At 56.6% G+C, this 18,840-nt stretch carries 16 protein-coding genes, 1 tRNA gene and 1 pseudogene; 8 read left to right on the top strand and 10 right to left on the bottom strand.

Annotated features, from left to right (window positions below; translation table 11 throughout):
* The first annotated feature begins 1 nt into the window (after window position 1).
* The 3 genes from LGH74_RS06415 to lepB all read left to right on the top strand — a co-directional run bounded on the left by LGH74_RS06415 (window position 2) and on the right by lepB (window position 2,710).
* The gene (locus tag LGH74_RS06415) at window positions 2-673 is read left to right on the top strand and encodes a DUF5683 domain-containing protein (RefSeq protein ID WP_226173483.1); all 672 of its coding nucleotides are present in this window, start codon (window positions 2-4) and stop codon (window positions 671-673) included.
* Window positions 670-1,389, top strand: coding sequence for a 4-hydroxy-tetrahydrodipicolinate reductase (dapB, locus tag LGH74_RS06410; RefSeq protein WP_226173482.1), 720 nt, complete (start codon window positions 670-672; stop codon window positions 1,387-1,389). The genes LGH74_RS06415 and dapB overlap by 4 nt, the downstream gene beginning before the upstream one ends.
* A 130-nt stretch (window positions 1,390-1,519) precedes the next feature.
* Window positions 1,520-2,710: a signal peptidase I gene (gene lepB / locus LGH74_RS06405; RefSeq protein WP_226173480.1), complete on the top strand. Its 1,191-nt coding sequence runs from the start codon at window positions 1,520-1,522 to the stop codon at window positions 2,708-2,710.
* Between the two features lie 161 nt (window positions 2,711-2,871).
* On the opposite strand, the gene LGH74_RS06400 is transcribed toward lepB, so the two are convergent.
* Entirely contained in the window at window positions 2,872-3,537 is a 666-nt protein-coding gene (locus tag LGH74_RS06400) for a uracil-DNA glycosylase (RefSeq protein WP_226173479.1), read from the bottom strand.
* A gap of 109 nt (window positions 3,538-3,646) precedes the next feature.
* On the opposite strand from LGH74_RS06400, the gene apaG reads away from it, so the two are divergent.
* Together apaG and LGH74_RS06390 are read left to right on the top strand one after the other, a co-directional pair.
* On the top strand, window positions 3,647-4,033 hold the full coding sequence (gene apaG, locus LGH74_RS06395; RefSeq protein ID WP_226173477.1) for a Co2+/Mg2+ efflux protein ApaG: 387 nt from the start codon (window positions 3,647-3,649) through the stop codon (window positions 4,031-4,033).
* Between the two features lie 154 nt (window positions 4,034-4,187).
* Window positions 4,188-4,958, top strand: a complete 771-nt coding sequence (locus tag LGH74_RS06390; protein WP_226173475.1) for an O-methyltransferase — start codon at window positions 4,188-4,190, stop codon at window positions 4,956-4,958.
* Window positions 4,959-5,024: 66 nt separating this feature from the next.
* On the opposite strand, the gene kdsA is transcribed toward LGH74_RS06390, so the two are convergent.
* The 3 genes from kdsA to LGH74_RS06375 are packed head-to-tail and all read right to left on the bottom strand — an operon-like array spanning window position 5,025 to window position 6,804.
* The gene (gene kdsA, locus LGH74_RS06385; protein ID WP_226173473.1) at window positions 5,025-5,849 is read right to left on the bottom strand and encodes a 3-deoxy-8-phosphooctulonate synthase; all 825 of its coding nucleotides are present in this window, start codon (window positions 5,847-5,849) and stop codon (window positions 5,025-5,027) included.
* Between the two features lie 38 nt (window positions 5,850-5,887).
* A complete protein-coding gene (locus tag LGH74_RS06380; protein ID WP_226173472.1) occupies window positions 5,888-6,193 on the bottom strand; it encodes a hypothetical protein in 306 nt (101 codons plus the stop codon).
* Window positions 6,190-6,804, bottom strand: coding sequence for a methyltransferase domain-containing protein (locus LGH74_RS06375; RefSeq protein ID WP_226173470.1), 615 nt, complete (start codon window positions 6,802-6,804; stop codon window positions 6,190-6,192). The genes LGH74_RS06380 and LGH74_RS06375 overlap by 4 nt, the downstream gene beginning before the upstream one ends.
* A gap of 113 nt (window positions 6,805-6,917) precedes the next feature.
* On the opposite strand from LGH74_RS06375, the gene LGH74_RS06370 reads away from it, so the two are divergent.
* Window positions 6,918-7,865, top strand: coding sequence for a hypothetical protein (locus LGH74_RS06370; protein ID WP_226173468.1), 948 nt, complete (start codon window positions 6,918-6,920; stop codon window positions 7,863-7,865).
* Window positions 7,866-7,977: 112 nt separating this feature from the next.
* On the opposite strand, the gene cphA is transcribed toward LGH74_RS06370, so the two are convergent.
* From cphA to rpsA, 3 genes and pseudogenes are all read right to left on the bottom strand, one after another.
* Window positions 7,978-10,608: a cyanophycin synthetase gene (cphA, locus tag LGH74_RS06365; RefSeq protein ID WP_226173466.1), complete on the bottom strand. Its 2,631-nt coding sequence runs from the start codon at window positions 10,606-10,608 to the stop codon at window positions 7,978-7,980.
* 271 nt (window positions 10,609-10,879) lie between these two features.
* Window positions 10,880-10,950, bottom strand: a tRNA-Cys gene (locus tag LGH74_RS06360).
* 615 nt (window positions 10,951-11,565) lie between these two features.
* Window positions 11,566-13,458: pseudogene (gene rpsA / locus LGH74_RS06355) on the bottom strand (30S ribosomal protein S1); the annotation flags it as partial.
* A 175-nt stretch (window positions 13,459-13,633) separates the two neighbouring features.
* On the opposite strand from rpsA, the gene LGH74_RS06350 reads away from it, so the two are divergent.
* Together LGH74_RS06350 and LGH74_RS06345 are read left to right on the top strand one after the other, a co-directional pair.
* On the top strand, window positions 13,634-14,332 hold the full coding sequence (locus LGH74_RS06350) for a hypothetical protein (RefSeq protein WP_226173462.1): 699 nt from the start codon (window positions 13,634-13,636) through the stop codon (window positions 14,330-14,332).
* Between the two features lie 258 nt (window positions 14,333-14,590).
* Window positions 14,591-15,472, top strand: coding sequence for an alpha/beta fold hydrolase (locus LGH74_RS06345; protein WP_226173460.1), 882 nt, complete (start codon window positions 14,591-14,593; stop codon window positions 15,470-15,472).
* An 84-nt stretch (window positions 15,473-15,556) separates the two neighbouring features.
* On the opposite strand, the gene LGH74_RS06340 is transcribed toward LGH74_RS06345, so the two are convergent.
* From LGH74_RS06340 to LGH74_RS06330, 3 genes are all read right to left on the bottom strand, one after another.
* On the bottom strand, window positions 15,557-16,624 hold the full coding sequence (locus LGH74_RS06340) for a fatty acid desaturase family protein (protein ID WP_226173458.1): 1,068 nt from the start codon (window positions 16,622-16,624) through the stop codon (window positions 15,557-15,559).
* 195 nt (window positions 16,625-16,819) lie between these two features.
* Window positions 16,820-17,887: a fatty acid desaturase family protein gene (locus LGH74_RS06335; protein ID WP_226173456.1), complete on the bottom strand. Its 1,068-nt coding sequence runs from the start codon at window positions 17,885-17,887 to the stop codon at window positions 16,820-16,822.
* A 257-nt stretch (window positions 17,888-18,144) separates the two neighbouring features.
* Entirely contained in the window at window positions 18,145-18,642 is a 498-nt protein-coding gene (locus tag LGH74_RS06330) for an HNH endonuclease (RefSeq protein WP_226173454.1), read from the bottom strand.
* Window positions 18,643-18,840: the final 198 nt, after the last annotated feature.

The raw sequence follows: 18,840 nt of genomic DNA, 5'->3' as shown, positions 1-18,840 counted from the left end.
AATGACGGCCTTCCGCAACCGAATTTCTCCCCTGAGCCTACTGACTGCCCTCGCGCTGGCACTACCGGCCAAGGCCCAAGTTATAACGGCGGGCCCCGATTCGGCGGTAGTAAGCACCCCAACGCTGACCAAGGATTCGCGGCGTACGGAAAAGCTGTTGGGCATGGCCGTGACGCGGCCCAAAAAGGCGGGCCTGCTGGCAGCAGTGCTACCCGGCGCGGGCCAGATTTACAACCGCAAATACTGGAAGCTGCCCCTGGTGTACGGCGCTATCGGCGGCACGCTCTACGGCGAGTATTTCTACCAGACCCGCTACCGGGAGTATGTGGACGGTTATGCCATTCTGACTACTCCCAGGAAAAACCGGCCCGCTAACTACCGCGAACAGCTTGGCCCCAACGTAGCCAAGGCCCGCGACAGCAGCGTGGTGTACCAGGGCATCATTTTTTACCGCAATAAGCGCGACGTCTTCATTGCCTACGCCGCTCTGGCCTACACCATGACGATTCTCGATGCCGTCGTCGATGCCCACCTCAAGGACTTCGACATCAGCGACGATTTGGGCCTGCGCTGGCAGCCCTCCCTGCTCTGGATGCCTACGGCGGCCCTCACGCCCGGCATTTCCATTACCCTTTCCCTGAACAATACGCGCGCACAGCGCCCCCTAAAATGAAGCTGCTCCTGATTGGCTACGGCAAAATGGGCCAAGCCATCGAAGCCCAGGCGGTGGCCCGCGGCCACCAGATTGCTGGTATCGTAGACCCCACCCGCCCCGAGGTTCGCATTTCCGATTTCGACGCTTCGTCCGTCGACGCGGCCATCGAGTTTACCCACCCCGACGCGGCCTTTGCCAACGTGATGGAATGCCTGCGCCAGGGTTTGCCGGTGGTGTGCGGCTCCACGGGCTGGCTCCACCACTTTGCCGAAGCCCAGGCCCTGTGCCAGGAGCAGAACGGCGCCCTCTTCTACGCCTCCAACTACAGCGTGGGCGTCAACCTGTTCTTTCACTTCAATGAATACATAGCCGCTAAAATGCACCAGTTCGGCGGCTACAACGTGCAGGTTCGGGAAATTCACCACACCCAGAAGGTAGACCAGCCCAGCGGCACGGCCCTGACGGCTGCCGAGGGTATCTTGCGCAACTTCCCCGGTAAAGCGACCTGGCGCAACGAGCCTACGGAAGCTGCCAATGAGCTGGCCATCATTTCGGAGCGCACCGGGCAAGTCGTTGGTACCCATATCGTCACGTACTCTTCGGCCGTTGATGAAATTGAGCTCAAGCACGAGGCCCACTCCCGCGACGGGTTCGTGCTGGGCGCGCTGCTGGCCGCCGAGTGGCTGCCCAGCCACCGGGGCGTGTTTGGAATGAAAGATCTGCTGGGATTGTAATGCTCTGGGCCCGCCACCAGTACGGCGGCGGGTTCGGGGAATTCATCGACTTCCCACGTAATTATTCAGATATTACAGCGTCTTAAGAACCACTGTTCCGGTGGCTTTTCGCTTTCATCTTGCCGACTTTATGGCTGTTCAATCCTGGGAGGAGCGCCTTGCCGCTGCCAACACCACTACCAATACGCCACCGCAAAAGCCCAAGGGCTTCTTCCGGGAATGGGGTGATGCCATCCTGTTTGCCGTAGTGGCCGCCACGCTCATCCGCTGGGCCACCTTCGAGGCCTACACCATCCCGACGCCTTCCATGGAGCATTCCCTGCTCGTGGGCGACTATCTGTTTGTGAGCAAGCTGCACTACGGCCCCCGCACGCCCCAGACGCCGCTGCAAGTGCCCCTCACCCATCAGACGCTCTGGGGTTTCAACGTGAAGAGCTATTCCGACGCCATTCAGCTAACCTCCCACCGCCTGCCGGGCTTCTCCGAGGTAAAGCGCAATGATGTAGTCGTCTTCAACGTACCCTTCGAAAGCCAGTACCCCGCCGACCTGCGTACCAACTACATTAAGCGCTGCGTAGCCGTAGCCGGCGACGTGCTCGAAATCAAGAACATGCAGGTGTATATCAACGGTAAGCCGGCCGAGAACCCGCCCCAGAGCCAGAACCGCTACTACCTGCAGGTGAAAGATAATGAGCCGGTGCGCGACAAGATCTTCCAGGAGCAGGGCATTTCGGATTTCAACAACCCGACCGGCGTACCGCAGCTTCAGATGACGGCTATTGGCCCCGCCTACGTGGTGGACGCCACACCGCAGACGGCCACGTTCTTTAAGCAGCAACCATTTATCAAGGACATTGTGCTCGACCAGGCTCCCGCGGGTCAGGGCGAGGCCGAGATATTCCCCAACAACCCCGACTATCCTCAGAGTACTCCGTCGCTGACGGGCGTTGCTAAAAACTGGAACAAGGACAATTACGGCCCGCTGCAGTTGCCCAAAGAAGGCCAAACAGTGCAGCTCACGCCCGAAAACACGCCCATCTACCAGAAAATCATTATGCGCTACGAGCATAATGAGGGCATCACGATGCAGAACGGCGTACTTACTCAGAACGGCAAGCCGCTGACGAGCTATACCTTCAAGCAGGACTACTACTTCATGATGGGCGACAACCGTCACGACTCGCTCGACTCGCGCTACTGGGGCTTCGTCCCCGCCGACCACATTGTGGGCAAAGCCGTGCTGATCTGGATGTCGGTAGACCCCTACGCCGACGCTCTGCACAAAATCCGCTGGAGCCGCCTGTTCAACTTCATCCACTAAATATCACTGATTACGCTGATTTCATGCGGAGCAGTAACACTAAAAAAGGCAGCCTATTTGGGCTGCCTTTTTTAGTGTTACTGCTTGCCTTAGAAAGTAGAGAATCCAGAGCCTGGTTCCAACACGGTCCAAACTGATGGTGCATCAGCATAATCGGTGATTTACCAATTAATTGGCTCCAGGCCGTGCTGCTGGAGGTAGTCGTTGGTTTTGCTGAAGGGCCGGGAACCGAAAAATCCTCGGTCGGCGGCGTAGGGTGAAGGGTGGGCCGAGCGGATGACGAGGTGCTTTTTCTCGTCGATGACTTCGCCCTTTTTCTGGGCATACGCACCCCACAGGATAAACACGACGTGCTCTTTCTGCTGGGAAATCTGCTGAATGACGGCGTCGGTAAACTGCTCCCAGCCTTTCTTCTGGTGGGAGCCGGGCTCCTTGGCCCGCACTGTGAGGGTAGCATTGAGCAGCAGTACGCCCTGGTTGGCCCAGCGGTCCAGGTTACCGTTGGCGGGCGGCGTCGAGGCCGGAATATCGTCCTGCAGCTCCTTGAAGATGTTCTGCAATGAGGGCGGCGTCCGCACGCCGTCGGCCACCGAAAACGATAAGCCGTTGGCCTGGCCCTTGCCGTGGTATGGGTCTTGGCCCAAGATAACGACCTTGACTTGGTCGAACGGGCAGGCGTCGAAGGCGTGGAAAATAGCGGGCCCGGGCGGGTAAACGGTGGTGGTGGCGTATTCGCCGCGCACAAACGTAATGAGATGCTGAAAATATGGCTTTTCGAACTCGGCGGCGAGTACCTTGCGCCAGCTTTCTTCTATCTTTACAGACATAAGGGGAAAGATTTTTTTGCGGTGGTGGCAAGCCTTTCAGCTAGCCCCTGCGTAGATAAACCAATTTCCGGACACGGGTGTTAGTCCTTCACAGAACCGCACAGGAGCCATGAATACGACCACTACGCAGGGCGTCACCGTTAGCGTTACGACCAACTATCTGCCGGATTATTCCAGCCCGGCCCAGGAGCATTACGTGTTTGCCTACAAGATTGATATTCTCAACGGCAGCGAATATACCGTAAAGCTGCTTCGCCGCCATTGGTATATCTACGATGCCAACGGCGTAGTGCGCGAAGTGGAAGGCGAAGGCGTGGTGGGCCAGCAGCCCGTGCTGGAGCCCGGCGACTCGCACCAGTACGTGTCGGGCTGCAACCTGAAGTCGGGCCTGGGCAAGATGCGCGGTTCCTACCAGATGGAGCGTCTGGCCGACGGCCGGGAGTTCAGCGTCGAGATTCCAGAATTCACCCTGGTTGTGCCCTACCGCCTGAACTAAGCTTTTTGTGCTTCGCGCCCGGTGCCTGGTGCTTGGCTCGAATGGTGATTTGTCAATCACGAAGCAGCAAACCCCAGGCTCTAAATATTGCTTCTTGTTTTTCCAGGCTTTTAGCTACATCCGCTTTTTGTTCCGCTCGGGGAATGCACATGGGTTGCATTCCCCGTTCGTTTTTGGGCTCTACACCCACGTCATCAACCACGACGGCACTTTCGCGGCCTACACACCCATTGAAGCCCGGCGAGAGCAGCTGCGGCAGGATGCTACCCTAATTACCGTGCGCGACTTTGGGGCCGGCTCCCACACCGGCGCCGGGCGGCAACGCAGTATCGGCAGCATTGCCCGCACGGCAGCCAAGCCCCGGCCGTTTGGGCAGCTACTGTTCCGGCTGGTAAATCATTTCCAACCGCGCACTATTCTGGAGCTGGGCACTTCCCTGGGCCTCACTACCGCCTACCTGGCCGCCCCCGACTCCCGCAGCCGCATCATCACCTTCGAAGGCTGCCCCCAAACCGCCGCCGTAGCCCGCCAAACATTTGCCGAGCTGGCTCTGACCAACATTGAGGTGGTAGAAGGCAATCTGGACGAAACCTTAGCCCCTACGCTGGCCGCGCTGCCCGGTCCCATCGACTTCGCCTTTTTCGACGGCAACCACCGCTACGAGCCCACTGTGCGCTACTTCGAGCAGTGCCTACCCTACCGTACCGAGCGCAGCGTATTTATCCTGGATGATATTCACTGGTCGGCAGAAATGGAGCAGGCCTGGGCGACCATCAAGACCCACCCCGACGTGCGCCTGACAATCGACTTGTTCTTTATCGGCCTGGTATTCTTCCGGTCCAACCAGCCCAAGCAGCACTTCGCCCTGCGCTTCGACAACGCGGTGGATAACCTGCTGAACCGGGTAAAGCACCTGTCGGCTTAGTTGTTAGGCATTGGTTATCAGTTGTTAGGTCGTTCTTACTAACAACCAATACCTAACAACTAAAATCTACCGAATGGCTTCCCGTACGCGCGTAAGCTTCACCAATAGGGCTTCCAGCTGATCGAGGGGGAGCATGTTGGCGCCGTCCGATTTGGCCGTGGCTGGCGTAGGATGGGTTTCGATAAACAGGCCGTCGGCCCCTACCACAATGGCGGCTTTGGCGATGGTTTCAATGAGGGCCGGCTGCCCACCCGTTACGCCGCTGCTTTGGTTGGGGCGTTGCAGGGAGTGCGTCACATCCATTACCACGGGCACACCGAAGCTGCGCATAGCCGGCAGGTTGCGGAAATCTACCACTAAGTCGGAGTAGCCAAACGAGTTGCCGCGGTCCGTCAGAATGACGTGCTCATTGCCCGACTGCTTGATCTTATCAACGGCAAACTGCATCGACTCGCCGTTCAGAAACTGCCCCTTCTTCACATTCACCACTTTGCCCGTTTTGGCCGCCGCAATCAGCAGATCGGTTTGGCGGCACAGAAAAGCCGGAATCTGGAGCACGTCCACGTACTCGGCCGCCAGGGCCGCCTCATCCGATGCGTGAATGTCGGTGACGGTGGGCACCCCTATTTCGCGGCCTACTTTCTGAAGGATGCGCAACGCCGTTTCGTCGCCGATGCCGGTGAACGAGTCGAGGCGCGAGCGGTTGGCCTTGCGGTAGGAGCCCTTGAAGATATAAGGAATCTGGAGCTTATCGGTCATATGCTTCACCTTTTCGGCAATGCGCAGGGCCATGTCTTCGCCTTCGATGACGCAGGGGCCGGCCATCAGAAAAAACTGACCCGAGTTGGTGTTGCGAAAGTGCGGCAGCGCGGCGGCGAGGGACTCTATCATGTTGTTGAAAGTAAAATTCAGAGTTCGAGGTAAGGAAATCAAACGGCTTTATGCGGCCGGCGGACTATGTAGAGCTTGTAGGCCGAAAAGAGCAGCAGCAGCGTCAGCAGGCCGAAGAGCAAGACCAGCCTCAAAGCTACGTCTACTATCTGCTCGTCGTAGGTAATGCCGGTTTGCGGGTTGAAATACGTACCGGTGGCGCTGTAGGGCAAGCTTCGGCGGGCCAGCCACAGCTGCACCGCCCAGGCAGTAGCCGTTGTGCACACTAGCAGCATCACCCCATTCATCACCTTACCTAACAAAGCAATAGCGCGGGGCTGGGGTGACGAACGGCGACGATTCACGGGAATATTACTTTTTTCTTCAGGCAGATAAAAAGCTCCTTGCCCTGGCGGGGCTTGATGGAATTGTAGGCCGGCTCGAAATGCACGAAGTCGAAATATGGCGCAAAATACGATTCATATTCGGCCCCGCTGCCGCCGAAAGGCGGCCCGGGCTTATCAAACTCGGTGTTGAAGAGCAGGCCCATGAGCGTGCCGCCCGGCCGGAGCAGCGCGGCGCATTGCCGGGCGTAGGCTGGCCGCAGGCGGGGCTCCAGGGCGCAGAAGAAGGTTTGCTCCACGATTAAATCGTAGGGCGGCGTAGTGGGCAGGGCGAAAAAATCCTGCTCCAGCAGGTGCTCAGCCGGAAAACCCGGAACCCGCTGGTGCAAGTCACGTAAGGCTTCGGGAGCAATATCGGCCACCCAAACATTCTCGTAGCCCGCACCATGCAGATACTCAGCTTCGTAGCCCCGCCCCGCCCCCGGAATAAGAATCCGAGCCGTGACGGGCAGCGTTAATTGCTGAAAATAATCCCGCAGGGGCGGCGTTATGGCCCCGGTATCCCAGCCAGTTTGCCCCAGCGTGTAGCGTGCGTTCCAGTACGTAGCGTCAAGCGGTAAATCCGATGGCATGGAGATGTAGTATTTATTCGCGAAACTTGCCCAGGTAGGCATTCCCTTTATTTTTGTGAATAAAGGTAACCCACCGCCCTAATTTTCCGGGCTTCATTTAACCCCCTCCCGCAATGGAACAAAACCAAAGCACCGAGCCTAAGAACAACAACCGTGTCCTGCTGATTGTGGCCCTGATCCTGGTCCTGCTGGGCATTAACGGTTTGCTGTTCTACATGAACCAGCAGAAGGGCAAACAGAATGAACAGCTCACGGCCGACCTGAAAGTAAAGGATTCGAAGCTGGAAGAGCAGATTAAGCAGTATGAAACGCTGAAGGCCGACTTCGAGCGCCAAAGCCAGGAAGTGCAGGGCATGGGCCTCGCCAACGATTCGCTGGAGTCCAAAATTGCGGCTATCAATGCCGACCTGTTGAAGCTGCGCTCCTTTAAAGCCGGCAGCTTCTCTATTTCGGAGCAGCAGCGCTTCAAGCAGCGGGCCGCCAGCTTCGAGAACCAACTCCGCAAGAAAGACGAGGAAATTGCCCAGCTGAAAAACGACAACGAGGCGCTTTACACCGAAACCACCACGCTGAAAGAGCGGCAAAACAAGCTCACCGACACCATTACAACTGTGGTGCGCTCCAACCAGGAGCTGTCGGAGAAGGTTAGCATTGCCTCGCGCCTGCAGGCCGATAATATCCGCGTTGGCGTCATCAATTCCCGCAACAAGGAGAAGGACGACGACGAAAACGAGTTCAAGGCCAAGCGCGTGGAAAAGGTGAAAGTGACCTTCAACCTGGCCCGCAACGACGTGTCGCCGAAGGAAACCAAGGAAATCATGATGCGCCTGATTGAGCCCGACGGCGCGGCCCTCTACAACCTGAGCACCGGCGGCGGCACCTTCATGATTGACGGCTCCGAGGCGTTTTACACGGCCAAGCAGGATATCGTATTCGACAATACCCGCCAGCCCGTGCAGTTTCTGTATGCCAAAGGTGCCCCCTATAAAACCGGCCTGCACACCGTCGAGCTGTACTCGGGCGGCGTTATGATCGGCAAGTCAACCTTCACGCTGAAGTAGGCGATTATAGCTGATAGAAGCCGGGAAGTTACTTACCTCTTCTCCGACTTTTTCCAGTAACAAAAAAGGCCCCGGATTGCTCCGGGGCCTTTTTGTTGGTAGCTGCGCCAGCTTACCCGTGCAGCGAGGATTCAAACTCATCCAGCTTCTTGATAGTGGCCTTGATGTTTTCGGTGAACATCACGATGACCGAACCCGGCTTGGCCGTGGCCAATACGTGGTCAATGGCGTCCATCTCGTCTTCGATGTAGGTAATGGGCAGCTCGGGCGTATCGAGGCGCAGGCCGCGCTCCATAATTTCGCGCAGCTGTTCCTTGGTTTTACCCCGCAGGTCACGGTCTTGGCGCAGAATCACCTCATCGAAGATGCTGCCAGCAATGCGGGCAAAGCCCAGCGTGTCTTCGTCGCGCCGGTCGCCTAGGCCCGATATCACGCCCACTTTGTGGGTGGCATCAGTGGCGTTCAGGAACTCGGCAAACTTGCCGATGCCGTGGGTGTTGTGGGCATAGTCGACGAGCACCTCGAAAGTGGGGAACTTGTAGAGGTTCATACGGCCCGGCGTCTTGGCCGCCGAGGGCACAAACGTGCGCAGGGCCTGCTTGATGTCGTCCTTGTCGAAGCCGTAGCAGTAGCAGGCCAGGGCGGCGGCCAGCGAATTTTCGATGTTGAACGTGGCCCGGCCCCCAAACGTAATCGGGAATTCAGCGGCCCGATCGATGCGCAGCTTGTAGCTGTTTTTGTAAATGGTGATGTAGCCCTCCTCGTACACGGCGGCCAGCCCCCCGTTTTCGGCGTGCTCCCGGATGCGCGGGCTGTGCTCATTCATACTAAACAAAGCTACCCGGCAATCCAGCTTTTCGCGCATGGCATACACTAGGTCATCATCGGCGTTGAGCACGGCCCAGCCGTTTTTGCGCACCGTGCGGGGCAATACGCCCTTCACCTGGGCCATTTCCTCCACGGTATAAATGTCGCGCATGCCCAGATGGTCGGCGGCAATGTTGGTTACCACGGCCACGTCGCAGGTGTGGAAGCCTAGGCCGGAGCGCAGCATGCCGCCGCGGGCCGTTTCGAGTACCGCGAAGTTGACTGTTGGGTCTTTCAGCACGAACTCGGCGCTTTGCCCACCAGTACAGTCACCGCTTTGCAACTGCACCCCCTGAATGTAGATGCCGCTGGTCGTCGTGTGACCCACTTTATAGCCTTTCGACGCCACAATGTGCGCCAACAGCTGCGTAGTGGTGGTCTTGCCGTTGGTACCCGTCACGGCGAAAATTGGAATCCGGGCGGTGCCACCGGTTGGGAACAACATATCCACCACCGGCGCGGCCACGTTGCGTGGTAGGCCTTCAGTGGGCGAAATATGCATCCGAAAACCCGGCGCGGCGTTTACCTCAATAACGGCGCCCCGCGTCTCATTGAGCGGAATAGCAATATCGGAAGTCAGCAAGTCGATGCCGCAGATATCGAGGCCGATAATACCGGCCACCCGTTCGGCCAGCAGCAGGTTGTAAGGGTGAATGAGGTCGGTAACATCAGTAGCCGTGCCGCCGGTGCTGATGTTGGCCGTACTTTTCAGGTACACCGTCTGGCCCTCCGGCAATACCGACTCCAAGGTCAGCTCCTGCTTCTGCAGCATATCGAGCGTGTGCTGGTCGGCCTTGATGCTGGTGAGCACCTTCTCGTGGCCAATACCCCGGCGTGGGTCCTTATTTACTTCGTTGATCAGCTCCTGAATAGTGCTGCTGCCGTTGCCCTTCACGGCGGCGGGAGTGCGCTTGGCAGCAGCAATGAGCTTGCCGTTTACTACCAGCAGCCGATAGTCGTCGCCCTCGATGAACTGCTCCACAATGACGGCCCGGGAATAGTATTGGGCCGCTTTCAGGCCCTCCACCGCGTCTTCCCAGTTCATGATGCGAATGGTAGCGCCCTTGCCGTGGTTGCCGTCCAGGGGCTTGGTTACGATGGGAAAGCCCAGCTCCTCGATGGCGTCGCGCAGCCCAGCTTCCGAATACACAGTTGTGCCGTTCGGCACGGGCACGCCCGAGTCCTTGAGCATAGCCTTAGTGCGGTTCTTATTGCCGGCCACCTCTACCCCGGCGTGCGAGGTGTAGCTGGTGGTAGTAGCCCAGATGCGCTTCTGATTGACGCCGTAGCCCAGCTGAATGATGTTGCTGTTCTTGAGCTGGATGTAAGGAATGTTGCGCGAGGCTGCCTCCGACACAATGCTCCAGGTGCTGGGACCGAAAAATTCGTCTTCCCGGATTTCGTGCAGCTCATCCACAATGGGTTTCACATTCACCGGCCGCCCCTGGCAGATATCTTCCACGAGCTGCACGGCCGCCTCGGCCGCCATCCGCCCGGCGCGTTCCTCCTGGTAAGAGAAAACGACGAACTCCACTCCGGGCTGGTGCGCTGGATACGATTTTCCCCAGTACACGGGCATCCCAGCCGTGCGCTGCAACGCCAGGGCTACGTGCTGAATGACGTGGCCCAGCGGCTCGCCATCCGTAAGCTGCTCGGCCGTGAGGGGCGGGTGTTTCTGCTGGGCTTTCTCCGATTCGGCGGGCTGGGCGCGGCCTATTTCGGGCAACAATAAGGGCAGCTGCTCGGCCAGGGCCGGAAAGTTGTTCGACCACACGTCAGCCTGCTCTTGCAGATCCACTTTCATTACAATCAGCTTGTAATGTTTCACGGACCAGTAGCTGGGGCCGCGCATCGTGCGGAGGTCAATAATCTTCATAGGATGAAAGGAAGGAAAGAATACTTGCGTGCGCGCTTTTACGCGGGAATGAAATGTAGGGATAATGATTCAGGAAACCCGCACCGGGCCCGATTTTACCCGTTTTGGGCAAACTCTTTCAGTCTCAGCTTGTCAGCAGCGCGATGCGCAGATAATTACCTATAAAAAATATTTCCCAGCGGCTATATCTACTGGCCTAAAAAGCAAAAACCCCGGTCGGGGCTAATCGACCGGGGTACAGAGCTACTAGAAAAACAGGAACTATAAAGAGAGGTGACGAGCGGATTCGAACCGCTGTAGGAGGTTTTGCAGACCTCTACCTAGCCACTCGGTCACGTCACCGGGCTTGGATTGGGATGCAAAGCTACGGCATATTCTTCCTTTTCCAAATCGACAAGGTGTTTTTCCTGGCGTTTTAGGATAAGCAGTTGGCTATCTGCAAGAAGAAATCTTACGGTAACTATCGGTTACAGTTCTAAGCATTGGGTACTATGTTATTGCGAGCGGGGCGAAGCAATGCGTCCTCTGAAATACAGAAAATATCCTGAAGTGAAAAGCGCTTTCCTACTTGTGCGGGAAAGAGCTTCGTGGTAAAAGGCAATGTCGTGCTATGCAGAGGACAGATTGCTTCGTCCTGCGTCCTCGCAATGACAGGATGAAAAATCAGCGCCACAAAAAAAGGCCCCGGATTGCTCCGGGGCCTCTTCTGGGCTTGACTTACAAGAAAGCTTAGGCTTTCTCTTCGTCTTTCTTGTCGGCGGCTTCGTCGCCGGCAATTGCACCTTTCACCTTGTCGACTACGTCGCCGGCTACTTCTTTGGCTTTCTCGAAAGCAGCGGAGTGGGTAGCAGCGTCGATGGCGTCGCTGGCTACTTCCGTTACTTTGTCGAATGCGGCCGAGGCAGCACCGGTTACGGCCGCCAGGATACCACCTTCAGCCGGAGCTTCAGTAGCAGCCTCAGCAGCGGGAGCAGCTTCAGCTTTAGGAGCTTTGGGCTCGGCCGTAGCCTGCAGCTTCTGCTCGCCAGCCTGGCGCTCGGTGCCCATCATCTTGTCGCGCAGAGCGGACAGAGCATCCAAGTCACCCAGGGTCGACTTCTCACCGGTAGCGGGCTTCTTGAGGTCGCTTAGCTTGCCTTCGCCTTGGGCACCAGCACCGGCACCGCCGGCGGGCTTCTTCTTGGCAAATTTCGACGTGCGGCTATCCTCTTCAGCCTGCTGGTTGTAAGCAGCCGTGTGCGAGAGTACGATGCGACGGTCATCCTTCGAGAATTCAACTACGCGGAAGTCCAGCTGTTCGCCGTTCTCAGCCTGCGAGCCGTCTTCTTTCTGCAGCGACTTAGGATACGCGAAGCCTTCGATGCCGTAGGGCAGCTCGAGCACGGCACCACGGTCGTTTTTCTCGGTGATGGTAGCCTTGTGAACCGAGCCGGGGGTGAACACCGTCTGGAACGTATCCCAGGGGTTTTCTTCCAGCTGCTTGTGGCCCAGGGCCAGGCGACGGTTCGACACGTCGAGTTCCAGTACCTGCACGTCCAGACGGTCGCCCACCTTCACCATTTCGGAAGGGTGCTTGATCTTCTTAGTCCACGACAGGTCGGATACGTGCACGAGGCCGTCTACACCTTCTTCCAGTTCTACGAACAGGCCGAAGTTGGTCAGGTTACGCACCAGACCGTTGTGCTTAGAACCTACGGCGTACTTCGTGCCGAAGTCAGCGCGGGTCCATGGATCCTCGGTCAGTTGCTTGATACCCAGGCTCATCTTACGGTCGTCGCGGTCGAGGGTCAGGATCTGAGCCTCTACTACGTCGCCCTGCTTGATGAAGTCCTGCGGGTTGCGCAGGTGCTGGCTCCAGCTCATTTCCGAAACGTGGATCAGACCTTCAACACCGGGGATGATTTCCATGAATGCGCCATAGTCGGCTACGTTCACGATGCGGCCTTTCACCTTCGAGCCTACGCCCATTTCGGCTACGAGCGAATCCCATGGGTGAGGAGTCAGCTGCTTCAGACCGAGCGAGATACGCTTCTTGGCTTCGTCGAAGTCCAGAACAACCACGTTCAGTTTCTGGTCGAGCTGCAGTACTTCGCTCGGGTGAGCGATGCGGCCCCACGAGATGTCCGTGATGTGCAACAGACCATCTACACCACCAAGGTCGATGAACACACCGAAGTTGGTCATGTTCTTGATAACGCCTTCGAGGATCTGGCCTTTCTCCAGGTTGTTGAGGATAGCTTCGCGCTGCTTCTCGAGGTCTTTCTCGATCAGGACTTTGTGCGATACTACTACGTTGTCGAAAGCGGCGTTGATTTTCACAACCTTCACTTCCATGCGACGGCCGACATAAATGTCGAAGTCACGGATAGGCTTCACGTCAATCTGCGAGCCGGGCAGGAAGGCTTCTACGCCGTCCAGATCCATGATCAGACCACCTTTGGTCCGACGCTTTACTACGCCTTCGAGGATGGTGTCATTCTCCAGAGCGTCGTAAATCGACTTCCAGGCCTGCTTGATCTTGGCCTTCTTGCGGCTCAGGATCAACTGACCGTTCGAGTCTTCTTGGTCTTCGATGAATACCTCAACCTGGTCGCCGATTTTCAGGTCTACCAAGTCACGGAATTCCGACAGGGGCACCAGGCCGTCCGACTTGAAGCCGATGTTCAGGATTACGTCGCGGTCAGTGATACCAACTACGGTACCTTTTACCACTTCTTCTTCCTGCACAGTCGTCAGCGTGTCGCCGTACATCTGCTCCATCTCGGCGCGCTGCTCTTTGGTATAGTTACCACCGAACTGCGACGCTCCAACGTTGTCCCAATCGAAGTTGTCTACTACTTCTACTGCCATAATACTGGTTGATCCTACTATACACGGCCGGCTTAGGATCAAATCCGGGTCCGCGTTATGAGTAACTTCCTGAAGCACAGCTCCAGACCCCGCCACCCTGGCGGGGGGGCAAAGATACGGAGTTTAAGGGAAGTTTCCCAGCAGCAAAACGGGGCCAAAGCGCTACTTTGCCAGTATGAAGAACTGGCTGATTCTCTTGCTGATGGTTGCCCAACAAAGCTGCCGTCCTACCCCGGGCATCCACTCCCCGGTTTCGGCCGAGTATCAGCAGCAGGAAGACACTGTTTTGCTAACACTGTGCAACCAGGTGGTGGGCGAAACTCTGTTTGTAATGCCCTATTTATATTTCGATTTTCCGTCTCGCCACTCGGGGCCTGGACAAGGTAAAGTATACCCTTTGCCTACCATTGCCCTTGTGGAGAACATGGGGTTTCCGCTACGCTTAGGTAACCTAATGACCGATAAGCCTTTTGAAGTACAAAAGGCTTCAGCTACCAAAGAGGCAGTCCGTATTATTAAAGCCCATTCTATTAACCCAGCATTTCTTTCCTTACTGCTAGGGCTATGGAATCCGCAGGATTCTGTCAACCTTATAAAACGCACTGTTCCATTCGAGGCAATGGAATATCGGCTCGACTATCCGTCACGGCTACTGCCAACGCCGATGCATACTCTCCTCCTCGATACAAACTATGAAGGCATAAACTACAATATGTTTTCCAGAGTATGTTTCGACAAAGCCTTTACAAAAGCCGTGTTTCAAGTAACTTATTCTGACCCAGGATCAGGCAGGATGACGGTGTTTTGTGCCGAGCGTCAACAGGGCAAATGGAAGATTGTGGCTCAGGAGCAAAGCCATAGCGTGAAGAAATAGCATAGCTTAAGTAGGTAACAATACCCTGCTATGCGCCAAGCCTCCGCCGTTTCAGCCTGCTTGTAGGCCGGGTTATGCAATGAAAGACGAATAATATTTCACCGGGTTATAATCCAAGTTAGCCGACTAGCACAGCTGTTTCACGGGTAGAATCCGGGATTATGGCCTTTGCGGCAAACCAGCCGCTTGAAACTCATGGTATACAGTGACAGTAGACACCTGCAAAACTGTTCTTCTACCAACAACCAACCCTATTCCATGAGCTACATCACCGCCGGCAAAGACGCCAATGGCCACGACGTTAAACTGCACTATACCGACCAGGGTCAGGGTAAGCCCATCGTGCTGATTCACGGCTGGCCCGCCTCCTACGAAATGTGGGAATACCAACTGGCTGAGCTGCCCAAGCACGGCAACCGCGTCATTGCATACACACGCCGGGGCTTTGGCCAATCGAGCAAAACCTGGGAAGGCCACGACTACAACACGCTGGCCGATGACCTGAAAGCCGTGCTCGACGAACTCGACCTGCAAGACGTAACGCTAGTTGGCTTCTCGATGGGTGGCGGCGAAGTGGCGCGCTACATGAGCCGCCACGGCGGAGCTCGGGTAAGCCGGGTGGCTTTCGTAGCCGCCGTGACGCCTTACCTGCTCAAAACCGACGACAACCCCGACGGCGCGCCCAAGGAAAATTTTGATAAGATGATTGAGGGCATCCGCAAAGACCGGTTCGACTTCTTGGCCACATTCGGCAAGCAGTTCTACGGCGTGGGGGCCATGAGCCACCCCGTCAGCCAGGCTACGCTGGACTGGATGCAGAGCCTGTGCCAGATTGCCTCGCCCCGCGCCACCGAGCAGGATGTGTATGCCTTTGCCGCCACCGATTTCCGCCAAGACCTGCAAAGCATTAAAGTGCCCACGCTCGTAATTCACGGCAGCGCCGACGAGACTGTGCCGGCCAAAGTGAGTGGGGAGCGGATGACGCAGTTCGTGCCCCAGGCGCAGTACATCGAATACGATGGTGCGCCTCACGGCCTGTTCGTAACCGAGAAAGACCGGCTTAACAGCGACCTGCTGGCCTTTGCCGGAGCACACTCTACCACTGCCGCCGCTGCCGGTTCCAGCAGTGCGGCATATTAAGCTTACGTTTTGCAATCAATCAGTAACTAAAAAAGGTCCGCTCGATGAACGGACCTTTTTTGTGCTGTTCGGCTAAGCGGGCGGCTAGGCAGCCCGGCCCATCTGGCGCAGAAACGACACGTGGGAAGCCACGGCGTAGCGCATCTTGGGGTATTCGATGTACTCTACGCCGTACTCGCCGCACATCTGCTTGATGATCTTGCTGATAGCGGGGTAATGCACGTGGGAAATCTTGGGAAACAGGTGATGCTCTACCTGAAAGTTGAGCCCACCTACCAGCCAACTGATAAGACGGCTTTCGGTGGCAAAGTTGGCCGTCGTCTTGATCTGGTGGATGGCCCACTCGTCTTCCATCTTACCGGTCGTTTCGTGGGGCACGGGAAAGGCGGTGTGCTCTACGGTGTGCGCCAGCTGAAATACCAGGCTCAGCACTAGGCCCGCAAAGCAGGTAGTAACGGCAAAGCCGGCCAGCCAGCCCAAGAAACCGACCATGTAAATCGGCAGGGCAATATAAAGGAAGAGGTTTAGCACCTTAAAACCCCAGAAGATGAGGTGGTCGGCCGTATCCATCTTCTTGAGCGGCATAGCCCCGATTTTACGGGTGAAATACTTCTGGTAGTCCATCACGAAAATCCAGGAGATGTAGAGCATGCAATACAAAAACCAGAAGTACAGGTGCTGGAAACGGTGCAGCTTGTGGTGGGGCTGCCCCACGCTCATGCGCATCCAGGGCTGAATATCGATGTCGTCATCGGCGCCCTCAATGTTGGTGTACATGTGGTGAATCACGTTGTGCTTGGCGTTCCACATGTAGCTGCTGCCCCCCAGAATGTTCAGGGTGAAGGCCGCAAAATGGTTGAGCCACTTGTGGCTGCTGAACGAGCCGTGGGCGCCGTCGTGCATCACGTTGAAGCCGATGGCGGAAATAACGCCGCCCAGCACCACACACTCCAGCAAGGCCAGGGCCGTAGCAGGCGTAAAAAACACCAAGTGCACATACAGCAGCACGAAAGCCGACGTCAGCAGCAAAGCCTTGCCCACGATGCTGAAGCCACCGGTGCTGGATTTGCCGGCTTCTTCGAAATACTGGTTGGTACGGGCGCGTAGCTCGGCGTAGAAGTTACGCGGAGGAGCAAATTTGGGAAGAGACATCAAACAGGGGGAAATCGGTTGTGCGACCCGGCTGCCAGGCAACCCGAGTCAGCGCTGAGGCAGGCGGCCTCCGGCACTTATTCTGACGTCCACACCTTGCGGATATCCACGCTACTCTTTTGGTACTCAATTCTATCTACGCAAAAGCCGGGCCGCTAGTTTGCCGCCCGGCTTTTGTATTCTGCTCTGTGCAGCTTAGGCCCGGCCCATCTGGCGCAGAAACGACACGTGCGACGCCACGGCGTAGCGCATCTTGGGATATTCGTTGTAGGTAACTCCAAACTCCTCACACATCTGCTTGATGATCTTGCTGATTTCAGGATAGTGCACGTGCGAAATCTTGGGAAACAGGTGGTGTTCTACCTGAAAGTTCAGGCCGCCGACCAGCCAACTAATGACTTTGTTGTCGGTGGCGAAGTTGGCCGTCGTCTTGATCTGGTGAATGGCCCACTCGTCTTCCAGCTTGTTGGTCGTTTCGTGGGGCATGGGGAAAGCCGCGTGCTCCACGGTGTGGGCCAGTTGAAACACGATGCTCATCGTGAAGCCAACCACGGTGGCGAAAACCACGAAGCCCACGAGCCAGGTCCAGAAGCCGAGCAGGTAAATCGGCAGACCCATAAACAGAAACAGGTGCAGGGCCTTGAATCCCCAGAACACGCCCTGGTCGGTGGCCGTCATTTTCTTGATAGCTACCTCCCCTATCTTACCCTTGAAATACTTCTGGTAATCCATGAAGAAAATCCAGGCAATGAAGAGCAGAGCGTAGAAAAACCAGAAGTACAGGTGCTGAAACTTGTGGAAGCGGTGGCGCGGCTGTGTGGTGCTGAGCCGGAGCCAGGGCTGCGCGTCGATGTCATCGTCGAAGCCATCCACATTGGTATACATGTGGTGAATCAGGTTGTGCTTCATGTTCCACATAAAGCTGCTACCACCCAGCACGTTGAGGGTGAAGGCCGCAAACTGATTCACGAACTTCGATTTGCTGAACGAGCCGTGCGAGCCGTCGTGCATCACGTTGAAGCCCACAGCCGAACCTACCGCGCCCATCAGCGCGCATTCCAGCAGCGCCAGCAGCGTCGAGGGCGTGAAGAATACCACGTGGATGTAAAGCGCCACGAAGGCTACGGTCAGCACAATGGCCTTCACAAACAGGCTGGTGGTACCTGTCGGCTCCTGGCCCGATTCTTCGAAATAGGCGTTGATGCGGTTTTTTAACTCGGTGTGAAAAGAGCGGGAAGCCGCAAACTTGGGTACTGCTGACATGAACAAATGCTGGGTGGACTACTGCAAAGATATTGGTTCTAACAGCAGCTGCACGGTAATTGGTGCGCCCATCCCCGGATTTTGTACAATTCCGCTCAGTAGCTCAGCCGTAAAAACGCGCCTAACGCCCACCTAACCGGCTGGAAAGCAGCCTACCAACCGGCGCTACTGGCTCGGTTCCAATACCATCGGCGGCACTAAGCAGCTGACCAGTAGCGGGCCGGGCAAAAAAAAGCCGGAAGCAGCTGCTTCCGGCTCTAGTTAGTTAGGTAAGGGTGCCAGTTCTGGTCGATGGTTCCGGCACTGAGCCTGAGAAAGCCCGACAGCGTCGGTTTCTTAGGCATCTGCCTGATGGTAAGGCCAGCTTCCTGGGGCGTGCGGTGCCCCTTGGCGTGGTTGCAGCGGGCACAGGCCGTCAGCAGGTTGGTCCACGATGAGTCGCCGCCACGGGAGCGGGGCAGCACATGGTCCAGCGTCAGGTTGCGGGTTGAGCCGCAGTACTGACACTCAAAATGGTCGCGCTTCATAATGTTGTGCCGGCTCAGGGCAATGCCCTTGTAAGGCACGCGCACATAGCGCTGCAGCCGGATAATGCTGGGCTTGGGATAGGCACTGGAAATAGTGCGCAGCACCCCGTGCTCCGACTTGGCTATCATCTCGGCTTTGTCGAGAAATAAGAGCACGAAAGCCTTCTGCACACTGCACAACGTAATGGCGGTGTAGTCGCCATTGAGAACTAGCACTTTTTGGTCCATACGCTCGGTGAATAAATCATCTGGTACAGCGAAAGCTAGATGATTCTAAGCGTATTAACAATACCCGCTGGCTTAAGTTTCCTCGCGCAAAAGGTGATTGACAAGCGCTACTATATAGCAGATTTTAAAGTGCGGCATACGGTTGAATGCAATGCTATACTAAGCCGTGTCATTGCGAGCGAAGCGCGGCAATCCGTC

This window comes from Hymenobacter lucidus (assembly GCF_020447265.1).
GTDB lineage: Bacteria > Bacteroidota > Bacteroidia > Cytophagales > Hymenobacteraceae > Hymenobacter > Hymenobacter lucidus.
Note: the sequence above shows the minus strand (reverse complement) of the source record. Positions and strands in the feature narration are given on the sequence as shown.